This window comes from Streptomyces sp. NBC_01116, from assembly GCF_041435495.1.
In the GTDB taxonomy this organism is placed as follows: domain Bacteria; phylum Actinomycetota; class Actinomycetes; order Streptomycetales; family Streptomycetaceae; genus Streptomyces.
Map to the genome: position 1 here is coordinate 2,572,512 of NZ_CP108644.1, position 21,654 is coordinate 2,594,165.

Below are 21,654 nucleotides of genomic sequence, written 5' to 3' on the forward strand. Positions count from 1 at the left end.
CGACGGCCTAGTCGTCGTCGCCGAGGACCGGCTCCGGGAGCGTGCCGGCGTTGTGTTCCAGCAGACGCCAGCCGCGCGCGCCCTCGCCGAGGACGGACCAGCAGCAGTTGGACAGCCCGCCGAGCCCTTCCCAGTGGTGCGCCTCCAGGCCGAGCAGGCGGCCGATCGTCGTCCTGATCGTGCCGCCGTGGCTGACCACGACGAGCGTGCCGTTCTCCGGGAGCTTCTCCGCGTGCTCCAGAACGACCGGCGCCGCCCGGTCGGCGACCTCGGTCTCCAGCTCGCCGCCGCCCCGGCGCACCGGCTCGCCGCGCTTCCAGGCCGCGTACTGGTCGCCGAAGCGCTCGACGATCTCCTGGTGGGTCAGCCCCTGCCAGGCGCCGGCGTACGTCTCACGGAGTGAGGCGTCGTGTGCGACGGCGAGGCCGCTGACGGCGGAGAGCTCGGCGGCGGTGGCCGCCGCCCGTCGCAGGTCTGAGGCCACGATGGCGTCCGGCTTGAGCGAGGCGAGCAGCCGGGCGGCACGGCGGGCCTGCCCGACGCCCACCTCGGTGAGCTCGATGTCCGTGGAGCCCTGGAAACGGCGCTCCAGGTTCCACGCCGTCTGGCCGTGCCGCCAGAGGACGATCCTGCGGCCCGTGCCGCTGCCGCTGCCGTTCAGCTCTGGTCACCTTCCGTGCCGCCGTTGAGCTGTGCGTGCTCCTCGGCCTTGCCACGGGTCTTGATCGCGTCCTCGGGGAGGGCGATCTCCGGGCAGTCCTTCCACAGGCGCTCCAGCGCGTAGAAGACGCGCTCCTCGCTGTGCTGGACGTGGATGACGATGTCGACGTAGTCGAGGAGGATCCAGCGGGCGTCGCGGTCGCCCTCGCGGCGCACCGGCTTGACGCCGAGCTCCTTCTGGAGCCGCTCCTCGATCTCGTCGACGATCGACTTGACCTGGCGGTCGTTGGGGGCCGAGGCGAGCAGGAAGGCGTCGGTGATCGACAGCACGTCGCTGACGTCGTAGGCGATGATGTCGTGCGCGAGCCGGTCGGCGGCCGCCTGAGCGGCGGCGTTGATGAGCTCGATGGAGCGGTCCGTGGCGGTCACATGCAGGCTTTCGTCGGCGGTCGGATGCAACCTCTAGGGTCTCACGGACCGCCGACAGAGCCTTACTGCGTTTCCCGGCAGGGCTCCGGACGGGGATCGGGCCGGACTCGACGGCGGACACCGAACGGCTCCCACGACGGTCACCGGCCGGTGCCGGAGCGCCGGCCGGTGCCCCCGAGCGGGCTACGGGACCTCGTAGTCCTGGCCGAGGACCGCGGACACGTCGGCGTTGGCGGCCGGCTCGCCCTTCTTCACGTCGCCTGCGGAAAGGCCCAGGGTCTTGGCCACCTCGACGGCCTTCTCCTTGTCCTCCGCGGACCGGTAGAGCACGAGGGACGACGCCTCGGCCCCTGCCTTGCCGCTGTCCACGAAGGCGTAACCGCCGTTGACCAGCTGGACCCGGGCGGCCTCCGCCGCCTTCTGGTTCCCGGTGGCGTTGCGGACGGCGACCCGGAGCGGAGCGCCCGCCTCCGGAGCCTTCACCGTGCCGCCGAGGATGTTCTTGACGACGCCGCGGGTGTCGGCCTCGGTGAGCGTGCCGTCCTCCTGGACCGGCAGGAGGGCCGTCTTGTAGTCGCCGACCTTGGCCCGCGAGGCCAGCTTGGCGAGCGAGGCCCCGAGGTCCTTCTCGGGCAGCGACGGGTCCAGCACCTGGAGCAGCGTCTCGATGGTGACGGTCGCGGCCTTGGGGTCCTCGGAGATCTTCCGCAGCGTGGCCCGCATGACCTCGCCGAACCGCGTCAGCTGCTTGGCCTCGGGCTCCCCCGGCGCACGGTACGTGGCGTACGCGACGGCCATCGGGCCGCTGAGCGTCTGGCCCTCGCCCTTGTTCACCAGGGGCGATTCGCCCTTCTTCGCGCCGGGCACTGCCGTGTCGGTGTCGACCTCGATGTTGCCGACCAGCTCGACGAGGTTCTCCAGGTACGGGGTGTCCAGCCGCCAGGTGCCGGTGATCCGGGTGCCCAGGAGGGTGTCGATCGCCTCACGGGTGCCGGTCCTGCCGTCGTCCTCGACGGACTTGCCGAGTGTGGTGGTGGTCCCGTCGTCGCCCGCGACGGCGAGGGAGTTGGGCAGCAGGACGGTGGTGCCCTGCTTGGTGGTGGCGTTGTCGACGAGCAGCGCCGTCGAGGTGCCGCCCTTCTTCGTGTCGTGCAGGTGCACCACCATCATGTCGCGCTGCTGCGCGCCGGCGGCCACGGCTTTCTTCTCGTCCGATCCGGACAGGCCCGGGATCATGTCGGCGGACCAGAGGTAGCCGGCCCCGCCGACGACGACGAGAACGGCGACGACGACCAGGGCGACCATCCGGTTGCGGCCCTTGCGCCGCGCCTCCTCGCGCCGCTCGCTGCGGCTCTCGGTGAACTTCAGCCAGTCGATGACGTCTTCGGAGTCCTCGTCGGGCTCCTCGATGAACGAGAACTGCTCGGTGCGGTAGTCGGGGGCGGGCTTGCGCTGCCCCGGAAGCGCGGCCTCCGCCTCCACCTCCGCCTCCGCCGCTCCAGGCGACTGCGGCTGCGGCTGCGGCTGCGGCTGCGGCTGCGGCTGCTGTGCGGGAGCCTGCTGCGGGGCCTGTTCCGGTGCGGGGGCCACGCCCTGCTGCGGCACGCTCCAGTGCTGGCCGGTGTCGACCGCGGCGGGCTGCTGCCCGGTCGCGTAGCCGTAGTCGGTGTAGGAGCCGTAGCCGTACCCCTGGTCGGCGCCCTGGCCCTGCTGGGACGGCTGGCCCGGGTGCAGGCCCGCGTAGGGGTCGTAGCCCTGGGGCTGCTGCTGAGGGTTGCCGTAGGCGTCGTAGCCGTAGCCGGCGTCCTGGGTTGGGTGGCCCTGACCCGGCTGGGCGGCGTAGGGGTCGTAGACCTGGCCCTGCTGACCCTGCTGACCCGGCTGGTCGTACTGCTGGTGGCCCTGCTGCTGGTAGACCGGCTGCCCGTACGCGTCGTAGCCGACGATCTGCGGCTCCTGGTAGTACGGGTCGTACGGGTTCTGTCGGTCGTTCACCGGTGCCCCTCTCCGTGGCTCACTCGCCGCGGTACAGCTGGCGCTTGTCGATGTAGCGGACCACCCCGTCCGGCACCAGGTACCAGACCGGCTCCCCCTGCGCGACCCTCTCACGGCAGTCCGTGGACGAGATTGCCAGCGCGGGCACCTCCACGAGGGAGACACCGCCCTCGGGCAGTCCGTCGTCCGTGAGCACGTGACCCGGACGGGTCACACCGATGAAGTGGGAGAGCGAGAACAGCTCCTCCGCGTCGCGCCAGGTGAGGATCTGGGACAACGCGTCGGCGCCGGTGATGAAGAAGAGGTCCGCCTCGCCGTGGACCTCGCGCAGATCCCGCAGCGTATCGATGGTGTACGTCGGTCCGCCACGGTCGATGTCACTGCGGCTCACGGAGAACTGCGGGTTGGACGCGGTGGCGATGACGGTCATCAGATAGCGGTCCTCGGCCGGGGAGACGGTCTTGTGGCTCTTCTGCCACGGCTGCCCGGTCGGGACGAAGACGACCTCGTCGAGATGGAACTGGGCGGCCACTTCACTGGCCGCCACCAGGTGTCCATGGTGGATCGGGTCGAATGTCCCGCCCATCACGCCGATACGGCGTTTGCCGGGGCCGGTAGGCACTTCCTGCTCTCCCATGCGTGCAGAGCCTACTGGCACAGCTGTACGCCCCGGCTCAGCGGTCGCGGTTGAAGCTGATGGTGATCCACAGAAGCAGCATCAGCGCGACAAAGGCCCCGGCGCCGACGAAGTAGGGGTTGAGGCTTTCGTGGTTGCCGCCGCCCTCGCCGCCCCCGGAGGCAAGAGTGGCAAGCTGGTGTGCGGTGCTCGTGAGGCTCATCTTCGGCAGGACCTATCGATCGTGAATCGGAAGGAAGACGTCGGCCCCATCGTATGCGGGACCCTCGGGCACGCTCACGGCGACTCAGTCGTTGTTGTCGTCGTTGCGGTATCCGCGCAGCAGGAACCAGGCGAGCAGCACCGCTCCGAGGATCGAGACGAGCAGCACGATCCGGAGGGTGTCACCCGGTCCCTGCTCCTCGGACGCGGCGGCGAGCAGTACGGCGGTGTGCGGCATTTCGGGCGCTCCTCAAGGTTATCCACAGCCCCCCGCACACCGTAGCGCCAGCGCATACGCTGGGTTTTGTCCGGGGGACGAGCAACGTCTCGTACGAACAGGGGGCCATCCATGACCGACAGCAGTCACGAGAACGTGCCGAGCAGGCAGCGCCGGCGATTCCCCGGGATCTCCTCCCGGGCCTACGAGCACCCCGCCGACCGCTCGGCCCTGGTGGCCCTGCGCAAGCTGACCGGGTTCGACACCGTGTTCAAGGCGCTCAGCGGGCTGCTCCCGGAGCGCAGCCTGCGGCTGCTCTTCCTCTCCGACTCCGTCCGGGTGAGCGACGCGCAGTTCGCCCACCTGAACGACATGCTGCGGGACGCGTGTTACATCCTGGACCTGGAGAAGGTCCCGCCGATGTACGTGAAGCAGGACCCGCAGCCCAACGCCATGTGCATCGGGCTGGACGAGCCGATCATCGTGGTCACCACCGGCCTGGTCGAGCTGCTCGACGAGGAGGAGATGCGGGCGGTGGTGGGCCACGAGGTGGGCCACGCGCTCTCCGGTCACTCGGTGTACCGGACGATACTGCTCTTCCTGACCAACCTCGCCGTGAAGGTCGCCTGGATCCCGCTGGGCAATGTGGCGATCATGGCGATAGTGACGGCGCTGCGCGAGTGGTTCCGCAAGTCGGAGCTGTCCGCGGACCGGGCCGGGCTGCTGGTCGGCCAGGACATCACGGCCTCCATGCGCGGTCTGATGAAGATCGCGGGCGGTAATCACCTCCACGAGATGAACGTGGACGCCTTCCTCGCCCAGGCCGACGAGTACGAGAAGGGCGGCGACCTCCGGGACTCCGTCCTCAAGATCCTCAATGTGCTGCCCCGCACGCACCCGTTCACCACCGTGCGGGCCGCCGAGCTGAAGAAGTGGTCGGAGACCCGCGACTTCCAGCGGATCATGGACGGCCACTACCCACGGCGCGACGAGGACAAGGACACCTCGGTGACCGACTCGTTCCGCGAGTCCGCCTCGCACTACGCGGACACGGTGCGCACCAGCAAGGACCCGCTGATGAAGCTCGTGGGCGACATCGCCGGCGGCGCGGGAGACCTCGGCGGCAAGCTGCGCGACCGGTTCACCGGAGCCGGGGGCGCCAAGGGCGGGGCGCAGGGCCCGTCCGACGGTTCCGCCACGGACGGCGGTTCCGCTACGGGCGGGGACGGGACGTCCGGCCGGCCTCAGGACCCTGAGGAGGGCCCGGGGACGTCGTCGTCGGGGCCGTCGGGGAGCTGACGGCCTCCAGGGCCCCGCACAGCGCCGCCGTGGGCCGGCCCGTGGCGTACGGGTCGGTGGCGGCGGGTCCGCGGGCGTCCGCCCGTTCCCCGGCGAGGAGCGGGCGGAGCATCCCGGTCGCGTCGGCCGAGCAGGACTGCGGCCCGGCCTGGACATGGGCGGTGCGCAGCTCCAGGCGGTGCAGTCGCAGGTCCTCCCGGTCGAAGCGGAAGTGCAACTCGCGCCGCACGGTGAACAGGGAGGCGTCGTCATCCCGGTGTGGCCCGTCCGCCGGGCGCAGGGCGTAGGTGAACGTGTGGTCCGAGACGACGCCGAGGATGCCCGGGGCCTCCTCCTCGTAGCGGAGGGTGCCGTGGACCCGGATCCGCGGGTCCGCGAGCTCCACCTGCTCCGGGTCGAAGCGCACCAACCAGCCGGTGGCGGCTCCGCTCCCGTCGTCCGCCGGGCTGCTCAGGCTCTGTTCGAACTGCGGGCGCTGGTCCGGGTCGAGGAGGTGCTCGACGGGCCGGCGTACGGAGCCGGTGAGGACGTCGGGGTTCAGGGACGACTCCACCAGGTAGTCCTTGGCCGTGGCGAGAGCGGCGGTGATCTGGCTGTCGGAGAAGTTCTGGGTGCGCTCCACGGCGGGGTAGTTGATGCCTGCCGCGCCCGTGCGGAACGTGGAGACCGGCTCGGCCCGGTACAGCCGCTCGGGTGACCCGCCCGGTACGGCGCCGCGGGGGGCCAGGGGGACGACGGTGGTCCGCAGGGGTTCGGCACGCCGGGTGGCCGGCTGGGGATACGGGCTGCGGAATCCGATGTAGACGGCCACCGCGAAGGCCAGGGCGATGAGGACGACCAGGGCTATGGCGGCCCGGGAGCCGCCGCCGCGGACGGAGACGTGCCCGTCGGGCAGCGCGCGGACGGCGCGGGCGTGCTCGCCCATCCGTTCCCGCGCCGAGAACTCCTGCATCCGCGCAGCCTGGACGAACGATTCGTCGAAGACGAGCGAGCGGTACTCGTCCTCGCCGCCCGAGGGGTTCTCGGGCGCACCGTCCGGTGGATCTGAGCGGCCTGTCATGACTTCTCTCCCGATCTCCACACCGGTCGGTCGGTGCGCAACGGTCTGCTTCGGCCGGGCGGCGTCCACAGCGAGAAGCCCCCCTGGGAACGAGGGGTCACATCTTGAGGGTAGGTCGATTGCGGCCCGCGTAAACACGGAGGCGGCGGGGAACTGCGGGGCGTCCGGGACGGCCGTCGGCGAACGGGTGACGGAAGGGCCGGGTTCAGGGCACCCGGGGCTCCGCGGAGACCGTGGGGCGGGAGTAGTCCGCCGAGGCCGACGGGGCGGCCCCGGGCTTGTCCACGCCACTGGTGACGGGCGGCGGCACCTGGTCCTGGCGGTTGTTCGAGGCGCCCCGGTAGACCGCGGAGAAGGCGAGGGAGACCAGGCCGACGCCCATCACCAGGGCCAGCAGCCAGGCGACCGGGCGGTGCCAGCGGGCGGAGTTGCGGTAGGGGCGCAGGGAGCCGCCGTGACGGCCGTAGGGGCCCGGGGCGTAGTCGTCGTCCCCGATGCCGTGGTCCGGGTCGTAATCGAGGTCCTGGGGGTCGTGGTAGCCCCGGGGGCCGCCGTAGGGGCCGTACGCGTCGTCGTCCGCGCGACGGATCCGTCGGGCGCGGGCGGCGTCGGCCTCGGCGGCGGCGAGCAGCCGCTCCACGGCGGTGGGCTCGTGGACGGGCGCCGACCGGACGAAGTCCTCGTCGAACACCACGGAGGCGAAGTCCTCGTCCGCGCCCCCGCGGTCGTCGTCGGGCTCCCAGCCGTCAGGAAACGGCTTGCCCCCCACGTCGTCCGGCACGGGTTCAGCGTAGCCCGGAAGGGACCTTTTGGGCAGGGACCCCGCGAACTCCCCCGGATCGGCACGGGGGAACACGCGGTCGGCCCCTCCCGGTGGGAGGGGCCGACCGGGAGGGCCGGACGGAGGTCTAGCGGATGTGCCCGTCCCCCGTGACGATGTACTTCGTCGAGGTCAGCTCGGGCAGGCCCATCGGGCCGCGGGCGTGCAGCTTCTGCGTGGAGATGCCGATCTCGGCGCCGAAGCCGAACTGTCCGCCGTCCGTGAAGCGGGTGGAGGCGTTCACGGCGACCGTGGTCGAATCGACCCATTGGGTGAACCGGCGGGCGGCTGCCTGCGAGGTGGTGACGATCGCCTCGGTGTGTCCGGAGGACCAGAGCCGGATGTGGGCGACCGCCGCGTCCAGGGAGTCGACGACCGCCGCCGCGATGTCGTACGACAGGTATTCGGTCTCCCAGTCCTCGGCGGTCGCCGCGACCACGGTGGCCTTGGATCCCTCGGCGTGGGCCAGGACGTGCTCGTCGCCGTGGATGGTGACTCCGGCCTCGGCCAGCGCGTCCAGGGCGAGCGGCAGGAAGGCGTCCGCCACGTCCTTGTGGACGAGCAGGGTCTCGGCCGCGTTGCAGACGCTGGGGCGCTGGGCCTTGGAGTTGATCAGGATGTCGACCGCCATGGCCAGGTCCGTCTCCGCGTCGACGTAGACGTGGCAGTTTCCGGTGCCGGTCTCGATGACGGGCACGGTGGACTCCTCGACGACCGTGCGGATCAGCGAGGCGCCGCCGCGCGGGATGAGGACGTCGACCAGGCCGCGGGCCCGCATCAGTTCGCGCACGGAGTCACGGCTCTCGCCCGGGACGAGCTGCACCGCGTCGGCCGGCAGGCCGGAGCCGCCGACCGCGTCGCGCAGGACCCGCACGAGGGCGGTGTTGGAGGCGTAGGCGGAGGAGGAGCCGCGCAGCAGGACCGCGTTGCCGGACTTCAGGCAGAGCGCGGCCGCGTCGACGGTGACGTTGGGCCGGGCCTCGTAGATGATGCCGACCACGCCGAGCGGGACCCGCACCTGCCGGAGGTCGATGCCGTTGGGCAGGGTCGAGCCGCGCACCACCTCACCGACCGGGTCGGGCAGCGCGGCGACGTCCCGTACGTCGGCGGCGATGGCGCGGATGCGTTCCGGGGTGAGGGTGAGGCGGTCGATGATGCCTTCGCTCGTCCCGGCCTCGCGGGCGCGCTCGATGTCCTTCGCGTTGGCCTCGACGATCTCGCTCGTGCGCACTTCGAGGGCGTCGGCGATGGCCAGCAGCGCGTCGTCCTTGGCCGCGCGCGGAAGTGGCGCGATGTCGGCGGCGGCGGCACGGGCCCGGTAGGCGGTCTGCGCGACCGGGGAGAGGTTGTCGTAGGGCGAGAGCGTGGTCATGCCCGCAGAGTAATGCGCGCTCTGCGGGCATCCGGCACGTATCCCGTGATGCGAGACGGTCGCATCGGGAGGCGGACGCGTCCCGGTCGGCCCGAGGAGCACCCCGGGGCCGGTCCTGATCGCCCCGCTCCGCCCGTGGCTCGCCCGGGGTCAGTAGGGGTGGACGCCCACGGGGGCCGCGGGCGGCGGTCCGTAGCCCTCGGCGATCCGCAGGTGGTAGGTCTCGCGGTCGATGACTTCGAGGCCGACGATCTCCCAGGGCGGGAGCTGGGCGCTGGAGCGGTGCTCGCCCCACAGCCGCAGCGCGACCGCGGCCGCGTCGTGCAGGTCGCGGGCTTCTTCCCAGTAGCGGATCTCCGCGTGGTCGCTCGCGTAGCGGCTGGTCAGCAGGAAGGGATGGTCGTGCGCGAGCTGTTCCAGGCCGCGTCTGACCTCCCCCAGCGGAGTCTCGGCGCCCGAGACGGTGAGCGTGATGTGCCAGAGCTTGGACTGCGGGGACTCCTCCTTCGCCGTCGCGACCGGCTCCCGTTCGACGGCGTCCGCCGGAAGGGGGTTCCGGTCGAGATCCGCCCCCGCTCCGACACTCGTCAGGGCGCGGTTGGCCGTGCCTCGGGGCGGCGCCCCCGGGCGCACTCGTCTCACCGGCGGCCTCCTGTGATGTGTTGCTGTGCGGTACCCCTGTTTCCCCACTACAAAGTGGACCAGTCCACGGCCGGGCGTGGGGTGGTTTTGGGGAAGGTCCCCGCTGGATGGCGGGACTTTCAGCCGTTTCAGGGAGTGAGGCGCGGTGCGAGGAGGACCAGATCGTCCCTGTGTACGACCTCGCGTTCGTAGGCGGGCCCCAGCTCGCGGGCGAGGTCCCGGGTGGAGCGGCCGAGCAGTTGGGGGATCTCCTTCGCGTCGAAGTTGACGAGCCCGCGGGCGACCGGGGTTCCGTGCGGGTCGCGCAGCTCGACCGGGTCGCCGGCGCTGAACTCGCCCTCGACGGCGGAGATTCCGGCGGGCAGCAGGGAGGTGCGCCGCTCCACCACGGCCCGTACGGCGCCGTCGTCGAGGGTGAGCGCGCCCTGCGGGGTGGAGGCGTGGGCCAGCCACAGGAGCCGGTCGGCGGAGCGGCGTCCGGTGGGGTGGAAGTACGTGCCGGTGTCGCGGCCCGCCAGCGCGTCGGCGGCCCGGCTGGCGGAGGTGAGGACGACGGGAACGCCGGCGGCGGTGGCGATGCGGGCGGCCTCGACCTTGGTGACCATGCCGCCGGTGCCCACGCCCGCCTTCCCGGCGCTGCCGATGGTGACGCCCGTCAGGTCCTCGGGGCCGGTGACCTCGGCGATCCGGGAGGCGCCGGGGGTGCCGGGCGGTCCGTCGTGGAGGCCGTCGACGTCGGAGAGGAGGACGAGCAGGTCGGCGTGGACGAGGTGGGCGACGAGGGCGGCGAGCCGGTCGTTGTCGCCGAAGCGGATCTCGTCCGTGGCGACGGTGTCGTTCTCGTTGACGACGGGGACGGCGCCCATCTCCAGGAGCTTGTCCAGGGTGCTGTAGGCGTTGCGGTAGTGGCCGCGGCGGCTGGTGTCGTCGGCGGTGAGGAGCACCTGTCCGACGCGGACGCCGTAGCGCGCGAACGAGGCGGTGTAGCGGGCCACGAGGAGGCCCTGGCCGACGCTGGCGGCGGCCTGCTGGCGGGCCAGGTCCTTGGGCCTGCGGACGAGGCCGAGCGGCGCGAGTCCGGCGGCGATGGCTCCGCTGGAGACGAGGACGACCTCGCGTTCGCCGCCGTCCCTGACCTTGGCCAGGACGTCGACGAGGGCGTCGACCCGGTCGGCGTCGAGGCCGCCGGACGCCGTGGTGAGCGAGGAGGAGCCGACCTTGACGACGACCCTGCGGGCGCCGGTCACCGCCTGCTCGCGGCCCGACGGCCTCTGCTCTGCCACGTGCTTCCCCGCTCTGGATCGCCCCGGTGTCCGACGCGGGGCGATCGTGCCGCCCCGGCACAGCACAGTACGCGAGCGGCCGCCCCCGCCGCCTGCCCGTTCCGCTCGGTGGACGCCGGGGGGCGCCGGTGAGCGGGATGCGGGCGGGCGGCGGGGGCGGCCGCGGTGGGCTCAGCCCTGCTGCTCGTCCTTGACGGCGAGCATCCGGTCCACGACGCGGGCGGCGGCGCGGCCGTCGGAGGGCTCGCAGAAGTCGACCCGGAACTGGGCGTACTTCTCCTTGTACTCCTCGCTGACCGCGTCGATGTTCCGGATCGCGGAGACCAGGTCCTCGGAGGTCTTGATCAGCGGCCCGGGGGCGCGGGAGGTGAAGTCGAAGTAGAAGCCGCGCAGGGTGTCGCGGTAGTGCTCCAGGTCGTACGTGAAGAAGAGCATCGGCCGCCCGGAGTGCGCGAAGTCGAACAGCACCGAGGAGTAGTCCGTGATCAGCACGTCGGCGATCAGGTAGAGGTCGGCGATGTCCGGGTAGTACGTGACGTCGTAGACGAAGCCCTGTCCGGCGCCGGGGATGGAGTCGAGGACCTTGTGGTGCTTGCGGTAGAGCAGCACGTGGTCCTCGCCGAGCTCGCGCTTGGCGGCCTCGACGTCGATCTGGTTGTCCAGCTTGAAGCGTCGGCCGCCGTAGCGCTGGTCGTCGCGCCAGGTGGGCGCGTACAGGACGACCTTCTTGCCCGCGGGGATGCCGAGCTTCTCCCGTACGGCCGCGGCGCGCTTGACGCGGTCGGGGGCGTGGAAGACGTCGTTGCGCGGGTAGCCCGCTTCCAGGACCTCGCACTGGAGGCGGAAGGAGTTGGTCATGATCGGGGTGGTGAAGGAGTTCGGCGTGATGAACAGGCTGTACTGGCGCGAGCGCTGCGGGAGGCTCGCGATGTAGGCCAGGTTCGCCTTGGGGGTGCCGAGGAGGTCGGCGCCGATGCGCTTGAGCGGGGTGCCGTGCCAGGTCTGGACGACGACCTGTCCCTCACGGCGGACGAACCACTCGCGGATGCCGCCGTTGGTGACGACGTACCGGCTGCGGGCCAGCGCCTCGTACCACTCCTTGCTGCCCCACTCGACGCCGCGGACGCCGGGCGGCAGGACGACCTGCTGGTCGTGGACCATCGCGATGTGCTCGACCTCGGTGCCGCGGCGCTTGAGCTCCTCGTAGACCGCGCGGGGCGAGTCGGAGAACTGCTTGCCGCCGAAGCTGTTGTAGAGCACGGCCTCGCGCAGCGGCAGCTTGCGCTGCTCGGGGGTGTAGACGTCGCGCATCAGCCGCTGGCGGTAGGCGCCGCGCAGCTCCAGGTCGAGGACCGGCCCGGACTCCACGAAGATCCGGTCGAAGTCGAGCCGCTCGACGGTGTACGTGCGGTGCTCGCCCCGGTGGGCCAGCGGCAGCGTGTCCACGAGGTCGGGGCGGATCGTGACGGGGAGGTCGCGGGTGTGGTCCCACTCGGTGCGCAGGCGCAGGCGCGGCATCCAGCGGCCGGCGCGCAGCGGCACCGTGCCCTCGTAGGTGGGCATGGTGTCCGGGCGCAGGCGGGCGGTGAAGCGGCCGTCGGCGAACTCGACGGGCAGCGGGCGGTCCTCGTTGCGGCCGGTGTGGCGCAGGACCATCTTCATCTGCTCGGCGGGGCCGGCGTAGACGCCGGACAGCACCAGCTCGCCCCCGGTGGTCCACTCGACGCTGTCGACGAGGGGCTGGACCGTGCGGACCTGCGGGGTGAAGTTCCCCGCGCCGTCGGTGAGGATCGCGAGCTCGCGTCCCTCGGGCAGCGGGTGGACTCCGGTGAAGGGCTTCGCGCCGCCCGTGGCTCGGCGGGTGGTGCCGTCGGCGAAGACGATCAGCGCCCGGTACTTGACGGCCTTGCCGGGGCGTACGCCGGTGACGGGGAGGTCCGCGAGGTCGAGGCGGGCGGTGTGGCGGAGCCAGCCGTCGGCGCCGGTCCCGCCCTGCTGGAGCGGGAGGTCGGTGGCGAAGCCGCTCGGCTCGTGGTCGATGCGCAGGGCGGTGGGGTACTTGCCCGCGGGGGTGGTGACGCGGGAGCGCAGGGTGACGGTGAGGGTCTCGCCGTCGGCTTCCTGGGCGATGATCTCGGCGGGGACGACGTCCACGGAGAGCTTGAGCCGGTTGCGGTCGAAGCCGGCGACGAGGCGGACACCGTCGTCCAGGACCCGGGTGTAGCTGTGGCCGGACGCGCCCGAGTTGTTCTTGGTGATGCTGCCCACGGACATGCCGCCGGGGCGCGGGATGCCGATGCCCAGGCGCCAGGTGCCGGGCTGCCACTGGCCGCGTACGCGCAGCCTGGACGGGTCGATGCCGATCTCGAAGCCGGACCAGTCGTAGTTGTGCAGGGCGCCCTTGGCCTCGGCGGTGGCGCGGGGTTCCAGGACGGTGCGCATCCGCAGCGGGAGGGTGGAGCGGCTGCCCTGGCGGCGGAGCACGGCGACGCGCAGCGAGCGCTTGCCGGTGGCCGAGGAGACGTTGGGGATGTAGGCGTAGCCCTTGACGAGGAGCTTGCCGTCCTCCCAGCCGAGGTCCAGGAGCTTGCCGCGTACGGGGAGTTCGCTGCGGTTGAAGTTGCGCACCGAGGAGGGGAGCGAGGAGCTCTCGACGCCGGGGAGCTCGATGCGGGCGCGCCGCAGGCCGCGGACGGAGAAGGCTCCCGGGTTCTCGCGCTCGTAGTGCAGCAGGTCCACCAGCTCGTCACCGCGGCCGTTGGCGGCCAGGTGCCACTTGACCCGGGCCATCGGGGAGAACTGCCGCACGACCTTGGGTGCGGCCCGGGCCAGGAAGTCCTTGGCCGCTCGGTGGAATTCGGGGCGCTCCTCGACCGGAGTCTCCGGGAAGTACTTCATGAGCCGGCTGAGCTCGTCGGGGATCGCTTCGAGGGACGCCACGGGTGGAGGGCCTTTCCGGGGGGACGTGCAGATGATGAACCCCAGGAGGACGGGGCGTTAATGAGACGTCTCCAACGGTCTCATGGTTGCCCCACAGTATGACGTGACACCTCTCACAGACGAACCCGCCCCGGTCGCCGCCGGGATGGGCGGACGGAGGCCCGGGCCTTCTCCGGACCTCCTCCGGGCGTCGGTCAGACGCGGTGGGCGCGGGGGGTGCGCAGGGCGCTGAGCACCGTCCGGCGGGCCTTGCGGACCACGCGCCTGGCGAGGGAGAGACGGGACCTGCCCTGCGGCGCCTCGATCCGCCGTCCGCCGACCCATTCGGTGACGGTCACCTCGAAGGCCCGGTCGGGGAGCACGGAGCTCTCGCCGAAGTGCGGGTAGGCGAGGTGGAGGCGGGGCGGGCTCCCCCGGCGGACGAGCTCGGGCTCCTTCTTGTCGCGCAGGAAGGCCCCGAGGTCCAGGAGCAGGTCGAGCCGGCCCTCGGCGAGGCACATCAGGCGGAGCCGTTCGTTCACCTTGAGGTTGCGGCCGAGCTCCGGCGTCCAGTACGCCCTCATCAGGGGTGCGGCGAGCGCCATCTTCCGCTCGCGGACCTCGGCCTTCTGCTTCACCAGTCCGGGGCCGAACTGGGGCAGCAGCGTGATGACGAAGGGCCGCACCATCAGGACGTCGCGCCGGGGGCCCGGGGGCACGTGCTCGGCGATGAGCCCCATGAGGGCGCGGGCCGAGTCGAAGCGGCGTCTGTAGCCGCCCTTCTTGGTCATCTGGTTGCGGTCCTCGCGGCCCACCAGGTAGTAGCAGGTGTAGTCGGCGACGACGGAGATCCCGTTGCCGCGGATGTACGCCTCCATCGTGAACAGGGCGTCCTCGCCCGTCCGGAGCTTCTCGTCGAAGGTCATGCCGAGCCGTACGAGGAGGTCGCGCCGGAACAGCTTCTGCGCGCTCAACGTGAATTTGACGTTGGACGCGTACAGGTCGGCGTGCTCGACGGTCTCTTTCCACATCGATTTCGCGGCACCGCGATTGACGCCGACGATCTTCCCGAGCACCACGTCCGTGCCCGCCCGGTCACCCATGGCGACCATGCGTTCCAGGGCTTCCTCGCCGAAGTAGTCGTCCGCGTCGAGAAAGAAGACGTACCGGCCGCGGGCGAGACCGAGCCCCCGATTGCGGGGGCCGCTGGGTCCGCCGGAATTCTCCTGCCGGACGACTCTCATGGGAATCGCGGTCCGGGCGGCGAACTCCTCCAGGCAGGCGCCGGTGCCGTCGGTGGAGCCGTCGTCGATCGCGACGATCTCCATGCGGTCCGCGCCGATGGTCTGCGCCTCGACGGACTCCAGGCACCGGACCAGGTAGGGCATCGCGTCATAAGCTCCGATGATCACACTGACATCGGGCTCGTCGTTCTTCCTGGGCATGTCGGCCATGTGCACCTGTCGATTTGATCACGAAAGAAGGCAGATTGCCCGACTCTGCACCCTTTGTGCATCCGCATGCCGAACGACCCGTACATCCCTCCCTCAGGAGAGACGTACGGGTCGTGATCGGGGTTGCCTGCTTTTCAGCCAGTTCGATCAGATGTGCGGCGCTCGGCGGTACGCGGCCCGTCCGGCGGTTCGTCACTCAGCGCACGGACGAGGAACCCTCGGCGAGGGCGGCGTCCGCCTCCGCCGCGTCCGCCTCCGGTGCGTCCGGGTCCGCCGCGGCGTCGGCCTCGGCCACCGCCTGCGGATCGCCGGTTCCGACGCCGCTGGTGGCGGCCTCCTCGTCCGGCACCGCCACGGCCTGGTCGCCGAGCCGCTGGGCGACGCCCAGGTTGCGGGCCTCCGCCTTGGCGGCGAGCGCCCGTACGGCGGCGTTGAACTGCTCCATGGAGGTCGGCTCGTCCGGCCCCAGGAGGTAGGTCTTCAGCTCGCGGCGGGCGTCCGCCAGCGTGTCCGCCGCCGGGTCGGCCACCGCGGCCAGCAGCGCGTCGAGCTCCTCGGCGCCGTTGGACAGGATGACCGCGGCGCGTACCGCGGTGTTCTGCCGCTTGAACTCCTCGGCCCCGAGCGCCGCGGAGTCGGTCACCGCGTACGGCTTGCCGCTCGCGATGAAGTCGGAGACCACGCTGGAGATGTCCGAGACCATGGCGTCGGACTCGTTGAAGCAGTCGTACAGCTTGGGCTGCGCGCCCGTCACCGTACGGTGCTCCCACCAGCCGAAGGAGCGCCAGTAGGCGTCGTTCCACTCGGCCCGCAGCCGGGCGGTCTCCGCCTCGCGGTCCGGGTCGGCGAGCGAGAGCCGCGACTCCTCCGCGTCGTCGCCGCCCGAGCGGCCGGTGGCCGCCAGCTGCGCGAGCCGCGCCTCGATCCGGGCCAGCTCGGCCTTGGCGGCGCTCTGCCCGGCGGCGGCGGACGACGCCTCCTTCGCCCAGCGGGGCTCGGCGGCCCGCTGGGCCGCGGCCTGCTCCAGCATGGCCAGGATCCGGATGTTGACGGCCGTGGCCTTGCCGCTGCGGATGCCCGTGAAGGGGTGCGGCTTGTAGATGATCCGCACCGGGTCGGCGGCCTTCAGCAGCCGGCGCACGATGTTCTCGCCCGCCAGCAGCAGGGAGGTGTTGCCCGGGTTGTCGTCCCAGCCCTCCCAGGTGGGCGCGTACAGCACGGTCGGGATGGGGTTCTTGACGGCGCCCGTCCAGCTCCTGATGGGCTCCAGCTGCGGACGCCCTACCTCGACGATGTCCTGGTCGAGGACGCCCACGTCGGCCAGCGCGTAACGGTCGCGGCCGGCCCGGCCCGCGGTCCAGACCTCGTCGTAGACCTTGGAGTACGGGTTGACGCTGGCGAGCTTGTCGCTGTCGCCGTGACCGATGAAGACGTGCTTCATCGTCGGGACCCGCAGGATGTGGATGTTCTTGCCGACGTTGGCGGGATACAGGCAGACCCGGACGGTCGAGAGGTCCAGGTTCATCAGGTGGGTGCCCGCCGGGACGCAGATGACCGGGACGGAGGTCTCGGCCAGCTGCGGGACCAGGCCGCGCTCCCGCATGATGATCAGCGGTCGGCCCTCGATCCGGGCCATCGTCTCCAGCCACATGTTGCCCTGGTAGGCGGATTCGTTGGAGCCGGAGAAGTAGAGCACCACGGTCGGCTGGTAGTCGCGCAGCCAGCTGTCGACGGCCTTGAGCACGACGGGGGCCGGAGGCGCCAGCCGGCCGCGGCGCACGTACGGGACGAGCATCCCGAGGTAGAGCAGGGCCAGCAGCAGCGTCAGGCCGATGCCCGCGTAACCGATGGCGTCCTCACCGGTGCCCGCGGCGATCAGGATGCCCAGCACGGCCGGGATGTCGAGGTGCAGCATCTTCTCGGCGGAGCGCCGCAGCAGCGCGCCGGGCGGGGCGTCGGGGATACGGACCGCGTGCAGGTCCACGTTGCGGGTGACGACCGGCATGGTGCGGCGGAGCCGGATCAGGGTCGTCAGGGCGCCGTGCGGCGCCTGGAGCCCGTAGAAGAGCAGGAAGCAGGCCACCGCCGAGTAGAACAGCGGCGACTCGGCGAGATCCAGACGGGCCAGCAGCAGGATGACCATCAACTGCCGCAGCAGGAAGCGGATCGACAGCCCGGCGCGCACCTTGCCCAGGCGGTTGACCAGATAACTCCCCTTCTGGTGCAGATACCAGTCGGCGGCATACGTGACAGCGGTGGCCGCCGCGAAGAACCAGATATGGGGAATGAGCGCGGCGAGCATGACGCAGGGATATCCCAGCCCCATCAACAACGCTGCCGCCAGTTCCGACCTGCTGCCCACACGGGCCAGGCGAATGGCTGTCGAGATCACGAAGAACCTGCTCCAGGGGGTGCCGGTTGATTCACGTATTGGCGGAAATGTGAAGGGGAGGCTTCACGCATTCGGGCCTCTGCTATCGCACGAAGCGACAACAGAGGCCCGGGAAAACACATTTGTCAAGAATTATTACACATCTGCTTGACGGTCCAGCACGGAGGCCAGGGCCTGCTCGAAGCCCGAGGACTCGGCGGCTCCCGCCGTCGGGTCCTGCTGCCGTACGTCGATGACGTGACCGGTCAGGGCGGAGAGCAGCACGTCCAGCGAGGTGCGGGCCACGGCCTCGGAGGAGAGCAGCGAGCCCTCCGGCTCCTGGCCGAACGCCTTGGTGCGCATCGGGGTCGCGGTGCGCTCCGGGTTCACGCAGTTGACCCGGATGCCCTCGCCCGCCCACTCGTCGGCGAGCGCCTGGGTGAGGTTGACCATGGCGGCCTTGGTGGAGGAGTAGAGGCTGTACTCGGCGCGGCCCCGGGTGTAGCTGCTGGAGGTGTAGAGCAGCAACTGGCCCTGCGTCTCGGCGAGGTACTTGTACGAGGCGCGGGCGATCTGGACGGGCGCCAGGTAGTTGACGCTCAGGGCTTCCTGGATCGTCGTGTTGTCGGTCTCGGCCAGCTTGCCGATCCGCAGCACGCCCGCGGTGTTGATGACGTAGTCGACACGCCCGGTCTCGCCGTACGCCTTGGAGAGCGCGTCGTCGATGTGCTCCGGGTTCTCCACGTGCGTCCCGGTGGTGGAGCGGCCCAGCGCGTAGACCTTCGCGCCGTAGCTCTCCGCCAGGGAGGCGATGTCGGCGCCGATGCCGTACGAACCGCCGAAGACCACGAGGGTCTTGCCCGTGAGGAGCTCCCGGTAGGCGGCCTCGTCGGCCTGGCGCGGGGCCGCGGTGGAGGCCAGCTGGAAGAGCTTGTCGGTGATGAAGACGTCGACCGGCTGGGTCACCTTCATGTTGTACTCGTCGCCCGCGACCACGTAGATCGGCACGTCGGGGAGGTACTTGAGGACCACCGAACAGTCGTCGGTGGCCTGGAAGTTGGGGTCGCCCGCCGCGACCGCGTACGCCCTGCGGATCGTGGAGAGTTTGAAGGCCTGCGGCGTCTGGCCGCGGCGCAGCCGGGAGCGGTCGGGTACCTCGGTGATGAACTCGCCGTCCTCGCCGTGCGTGCGGGTCACGATGATCGTGTCCGCGGACGGGATGGCGACGTCGACGGCCTGGTAGCGGTCGAGCGCGTCGACGCAGTCCGTGATCACGCGCTGTGACAGCAGGGGGCGCACCGCGTCATGGAAGAGGACGTTGCGGTCCTCGCCCTCGGCGAGGCCCTCGCCGAGCGCCGCGATGGCACGCTCGGTGGTCTCGTTGCGGGTGCTGCCGCCCTCGATGATCCGGGTGACCTTGGTCAGTCCGGCCTTCGCGACGATCTTCTCGACATCGGGCACGAAACCGGGCGCCATCAGCACGATGACGTCGTCGATGCCCTCGGCGTTCTCGAAGATGGTCAGCGTGTGCTCGATGACGGCCTTGCCGGCGATCTTCAGCAACTGCTTGGGGATCGACAGGCCCACGCGCTGGCCGGTCCCACCGGCGAGCACGACCGCTGTGGTCCGGGGCTTGGCTTCATGCGGCACAGACACAGACGACCTACCTTGCTATGACGAGGGAACAGTGTGATGTTCGCACTCTCCGTGACCGTCTCGCAAGGTGGACGTCGTCCGCCGATCGTCCTGCGGATACCCGCAGTTCACCCTCTGGCCAGGGAGGTTGGGCGCTTCGGGGCGGTCGCGCGGGGTGACCGACTCCACAGATGTGTTGCTCAATCCGCACATCCGCGGCGCGTGTACCCGGCGTGACCGGCGAAAACCGCCGACGCCCGGCCCCGAGGCTACCGGACGGCCCGCCTCCGGAGAGACGGGCCGTCGGCCATGACCGGGGGCTCCCCGAGGGGCGGCCTCCGGGGGAGCCGCTCGGGGGCGCCCTCTAGAAGGGGTCGAACTCGTCGTACTCCTTCTCCGCGTCGTCGCGCTCGGCGTCACGGTCCCGGCGGCGCTGCGCGGCGGGGCGCGGCTCCTCCAGGCGGTGGTCCTCGCCGCGGCGGCCGAGCATCTCGGCGCCGGCGGTCACGGTCGGCTCCCAGTCGAAGACGACCGCGTTCTCCTCGGGGCCGATCGCGACGCCGTCGCCGGCCCGGGCGCCCGCCTTCATCAGGGCGGCCTCGACGCCGAGGCGGTTGAGCCGGTCGGCGAGGTAGCCGACGGCCTCGTCGTTGTTGAAGTCGGTCTGGCGGACCCAGCGCTCGGGCTTCTCGCCGCGCACCCGGTAGAGGTCCTCGCCCTCGGCGGTGACCGTGAAGCCCGCGTCGTCGACGGCCTTGGGGCGGATGACGATGCGGGTCGCCTCCTCCTTCGGCTTGGTGGCGCGCGCCTCGGCGATGATCCCGGCGAGCGCGAAGGAGAGCTCCTTGAGACCCTTGTGCGCGATCGCGGAGACCTCGAAGACGCGGTAGCCGCGGGCCTCCAGGTCGGGGCGGATCATGTCGGCGAGGTCCTGGCCGTCCGGGATGTCGACCTTGTTGAGGGCGACGATGCGGGGCCGGTTCTCCAGGCCGCCGTAGAGCCGCAGCTCCTCCTCGATCATGTCGAGGTCGGAGACGGGGTCGCGGTCGGACTCCAGGGTCGCGGTGTCCAGGACGTGCACGAGCACCGAGCAGCGCTCGACGTGCCGCAGGAACTCCAGGCCGAGGCCCTTGCCCTGGCTGGCGCCGGGGATGAGCCCGGGGACGTCCGCGATGGTGTAGACGGTCGAGCCGGCGGTGACGACGCCGAGGTTCGGCACGAGGGTGGTGAACGGGTAGTCCGCGATCTTCGGCTTGGCCGCGGAGAGCACCGAGATCAGCGAGGACTTGCCCGCGCTCGGGTAGCCCACGAGGGCCACGTCGGCGACGGTCTTGAGCTCCAGGACGATGTCCCGGCTCTCCCCCGGCTCACCGAGCAGCGCGAAGCCCGGGGCCTTGCGGCGGGCCGAGGCCAGCGCCGCGTTGCCGAGGCCGCCGCGGCCGCCCTGACCGGCCACGAAGGTGGTGCCCTGGCCGACGAGGTCGGCGAGCACGTTCCCGGCCTTGTCGAGCACCACGGTGCCGTCGGGGACCGGCAGGACCATGTCCTGGCCGTCCTTGCCGGAGCGGTTGTCGCCGGCGCCGGGCTGGCCGTTGGTGGCCTTGCGGTGGGGGCTGTGGTGGTAGTCCAGCAGCGTGGTCACGGACTGCTCGACGACGAGGATCACATCGCCGCCGCGTCCGCCGTTGCCCCCGTCGGGGCCTCCCAGCGGCTTGAACTTCTCACGGTGGACGGAGGCGCAGCCGTGGCCTCCGTTACCCGCGGCGGCATGCAGCTCGACGCGGTCCACGAAGGTGGTCATGGTTGGTGCCTCCAGGTACAGCAGGAAAATACGGAATTGTCTCTGTCGTAACACGCCGAGGGCGGACCCGCTTCCCCGTTCGCCGGGAAAGCTGAGATCCGCCCTCGGAAGGTGCTGTGTGTCGTTCTGCGCGCGCTGAGAAGGATCAGACGGCGAGCGGAACGATGTTCACGACCTTGCGGCCACGGTGCGTACCGAACTCCACCGCACCGGCGGCCAGCGCGAACAGCGTGTCGTCGCCGCCACGGCCGACGCCCGTGCCCGGGTGGAAGTGGGTGCCGCGCTGGCGGACCAGGATCTCACCGGCGTTGACGGCCTGACCGCCGAAGCGCTTCACGCCGAGCCGCTGAGCATTGGAATCGCGCCCGTTCCGAGTGGAAGATGCGCCCTTCTTGTGTGCCATGTGTTCTCAGTCCCTTACTTCGCAGCCGCGGGGATACCGGTGACCTTGATCGCCGTGTACTGCTGGCGGTGACCCTGGCGACGGCGGTAGCCGGTCTTGTTCTTGTAGCGAAGGATGTCGATCTTCGCGCCCTTGTGGTGGTCCACGATCTCGGCCGTGACCTTGATGCCGTCCAGCACCCACGGGTCGCTGGTGACGGCGTCACCGTCGACAACGAGCAGGGTCGAGAGCTCGACCGTGTCGCCAACCTTGGCAGTGGAAATCTTGTCAACCTCAACGATGTCGCCGACAGCTACCTTGTGCTGGCGACCACCGCTGCGCACGATGGCGTACACGCGGATCTCTCTCTCGCTCGGAACGGATCCCCTGATGCCAGCCGCTCGCACGGGCCGAAGCCCGGGGCGATCCGGAAGGATGAGCGGCCTCTCCTGGCGGACGGCGCGAACACCGACCGTT

19 protein-coding genes are annotated in these 21,654 nt (G+C 71.0%); 1 reads left to right on the top strand and 18 read right to left on the bottom strand.

Going from position 1 to position 21,654, the window contains the following annotated elements; all coding sequences use genetic code 11:
* Positions 1-7: 7 nt before the first annotated feature.
* The 6 genes from OG245_RS11240 to OG245_RS11265 all read right to left on the bottom strand — a co-directional run bounded on the left by OG245_RS11240 (position 8) and on the right by OG245_RS11265 (position 4,160).
* On the bottom strand, positions 8-661 hold the full coding sequence (locus OG245_RS11240) for a histidine phosphatase family protein (protein ID WP_371627860.1): 654 nt from the start codon (positions 659-661) through the stop codon (positions 8-10).
* Positions 658-1,089 carry a ribosome silencing factor gene (gene rsfS / locus OG245_RS11245; RefSeq protein ID WP_007449662.1) on the bottom strand — a complete coding sequence of 144 codons (432 nt, stop codon included), beginning with the start codon at positions 1,087-1,089 and terminating at the stop codon, positions 658-660. Before rsfS ends, OG245_RS11240 begins: the two co-directional genes overlap by 4 nt.
* A 183-nt stretch (positions 1,090-1,272) precedes the next feature.
* The gene (locus tag OG245_RS11250; protein ID WP_371623383.1) at positions 1,273-3,084 is read right to left on the bottom strand and encodes a LytR C-terminal domain-containing protein; all 1,812 of its coding nucleotides are present in this window, start codon (positions 3,082-3,084) and stop codon (positions 1,273-1,275) included.
* A 19-nt stretch (positions 3,085-3,103) separates the two neighbouring features.
* Entirely contained in the window at positions 3,104-3,721 is a 618-nt protein-coding gene (gene nadD, locus OG245_RS11255) for a nicotinate-nucleotide adenylyltransferase (RefSeq protein ID WP_371623384.1), read from the bottom strand.
* A 37-nt stretch (positions 3,722-3,758) separates the two neighbouring features.
* On the bottom strand, positions 3,759-3,923 hold the full coding sequence (locus tag OG245_RS11260) for a hypothetical protein (protein ID WP_371623385.1): 165 nt from the start codon (positions 3,921-3,923) through the stop codon (positions 3,759-3,761).
* An 84-nt stretch (positions 3,924-4,007) separates the two neighbouring features.
* A complete protein-coding gene (locus tag OG245_RS11265) occupies positions 4,008-4,160 on the bottom strand; it encodes a hypothetical protein (RefSeq protein ID WP_003969217.1) in 153 nt (50 codons plus the stop codon).
* 111 nt (positions 4,161-4,271) lie between these two features.
* On the opposite strand from OG245_RS11265, the gene OG245_RS11270 reads away from it, so the two are divergent.
* Positions 4,272-5,438, top strand: coding sequence for a M48 family metallopeptidase (locus OG245_RS11270; protein WP_371623386.1), 1,167 nt, complete (start codon positions 4,272-4,274; stop codon positions 5,436-5,438).
* Here the strand turns inward: OG245_RS11270 and OG245_RS11275 are convergent.
* The 12 genes from OG245_RS11275 to rplU form a co-directional block, all read right to left on the bottom strand.
* Positions 5,353-6,498, bottom strand: coding sequence for a hypothetical protein (locus OG245_RS11275; RefSeq protein ID WP_371623387.1), 1,146 nt, complete (start codon positions 6,496-6,498; stop codon positions 5,353-5,355). The two genes, OG245_RS11270 and OG245_RS11275, sit on opposite strands and share 86 nt — an antisense overlap.
* Positions 6,499-6,703: 205 nt before the next feature.
* Positions 6,704-7,279 (bottom strand): hypothetical protein, encoded by a 576-nt coding sequence (locus tag OG245_RS11280; protein ID WP_371623388.1) that lies wholly within the window; start codon positions 7,277-7,279, stop codon positions 6,704-6,706.
* 127 nt (positions 7,280-7,406) lie between these two features.
* Positions 7,407-8,690 carry a glutamate-5-semialdehyde dehydrogenase gene (locus OG245_RS11285; RefSeq protein WP_371623389.1) on the bottom strand — a complete coding sequence of 428 codons (1,284 nt, stop codon included), beginning with the start codon at positions 8,688-8,690 and terminating at the stop codon, positions 7,407-7,409.
* Between the two features lie 150 nt (positions 8,691-8,840).
* Complete coding sequence (locus OG245_RS11290) at positions 8,841-9,332, bottom strand: hypothetical protein (protein ID WP_371623390.1); 492 nt, start codon at positions 9,330-9,332, stop codon at positions 8,841-8,843.
* Positions 9,333-9,460: 128 nt separating this feature from the next.
* Entirely contained in the window at positions 9,461-10,615 is a 1,155-nt protein-coding gene (gene proB / locus OG245_RS11295; RefSeq protein ID WP_371623391.1) for a glutamate 5-kinase, read from the bottom strand.
* Positions 10,616-10,786: 171 nt separating this feature from the next.
* The gene (locus OG245_RS11300; protein ID WP_371623392.1) at positions 10,787-13,555 is read right to left on the bottom strand and encodes a CDP-glycerol glycerophosphotransferase family protein; all 2,769 of its coding nucleotides are present in this window, start codon (positions 13,553-13,555) and stop codon (positions 10,787-10,789) included.
* A gap of 194 nt (positions 13,556-13,749) precedes the next feature.
* Positions 13,750-14,988, bottom strand: a complete 1,239-nt coding sequence (locus OG245_RS11305; protein ID WP_371623393.1) for a glycosyltransferase family 2 protein — start codon at positions 14,986-14,988, stop codon at positions 13,750-13,752.
* Between the two features lie 196 nt (positions 14,989-15,184).
* The gene (locus OG245_RS11310) at positions 15,185-17,290 is read right to left on the bottom strand and encodes a hypothetical protein (protein WP_371627861.1); all 2,106 of its coding nucleotides are present in this window, start codon (positions 17,288-17,290) and stop codon (positions 15,185-15,187) included.
* A gap of 225 nt (positions 17,291-17,515) precedes the next feature.
* Positions 17,516-19,015, bottom strand: a complete 1,500-nt coding sequence (locus OG245_RS11315; protein WP_371623394.1) for an SDR family NAD(P)-dependent oxidoreductase — start codon at positions 19,013-19,015, stop codon at positions 17,516-17,518.
* 343 nt (positions 19,016-19,358) lie between these two features.
* Complete coding sequence (gene obgE / locus OG245_RS11320; RefSeq protein WP_371623395.1) at positions 19,359-20,795, bottom strand: GTPase ObgE; 1,437 nt, start codon at positions 20,793-20,795, stop codon at positions 19,359-19,361.
* 145 nt (positions 20,796-20,940) lie between these two features.
* Positions 20,941-21,198, bottom strand: a complete 258-nt coding sequence (gene rpmA, locus OG245_RS11325) for a 50S ribosomal protein L27 (RefSeq protein ID WP_026291105.1) — start codon at positions 21,196-21,198, stop codon at positions 20,941-20,943.
* Between the two features lie 14 nt (positions 21,199-21,212).
* Positions 21,213-21,533, bottom strand: a complete 321-nt coding sequence (gene rplU, locus OG245_RS11330) for a 50S ribosomal protein L21 (RefSeq protein ID WP_003969204.1) — start codon at positions 21,531-21,533, stop codon at positions 21,213-21,215.
* Positions 21,534-21,654: the final 121 nt, after the last annotated feature.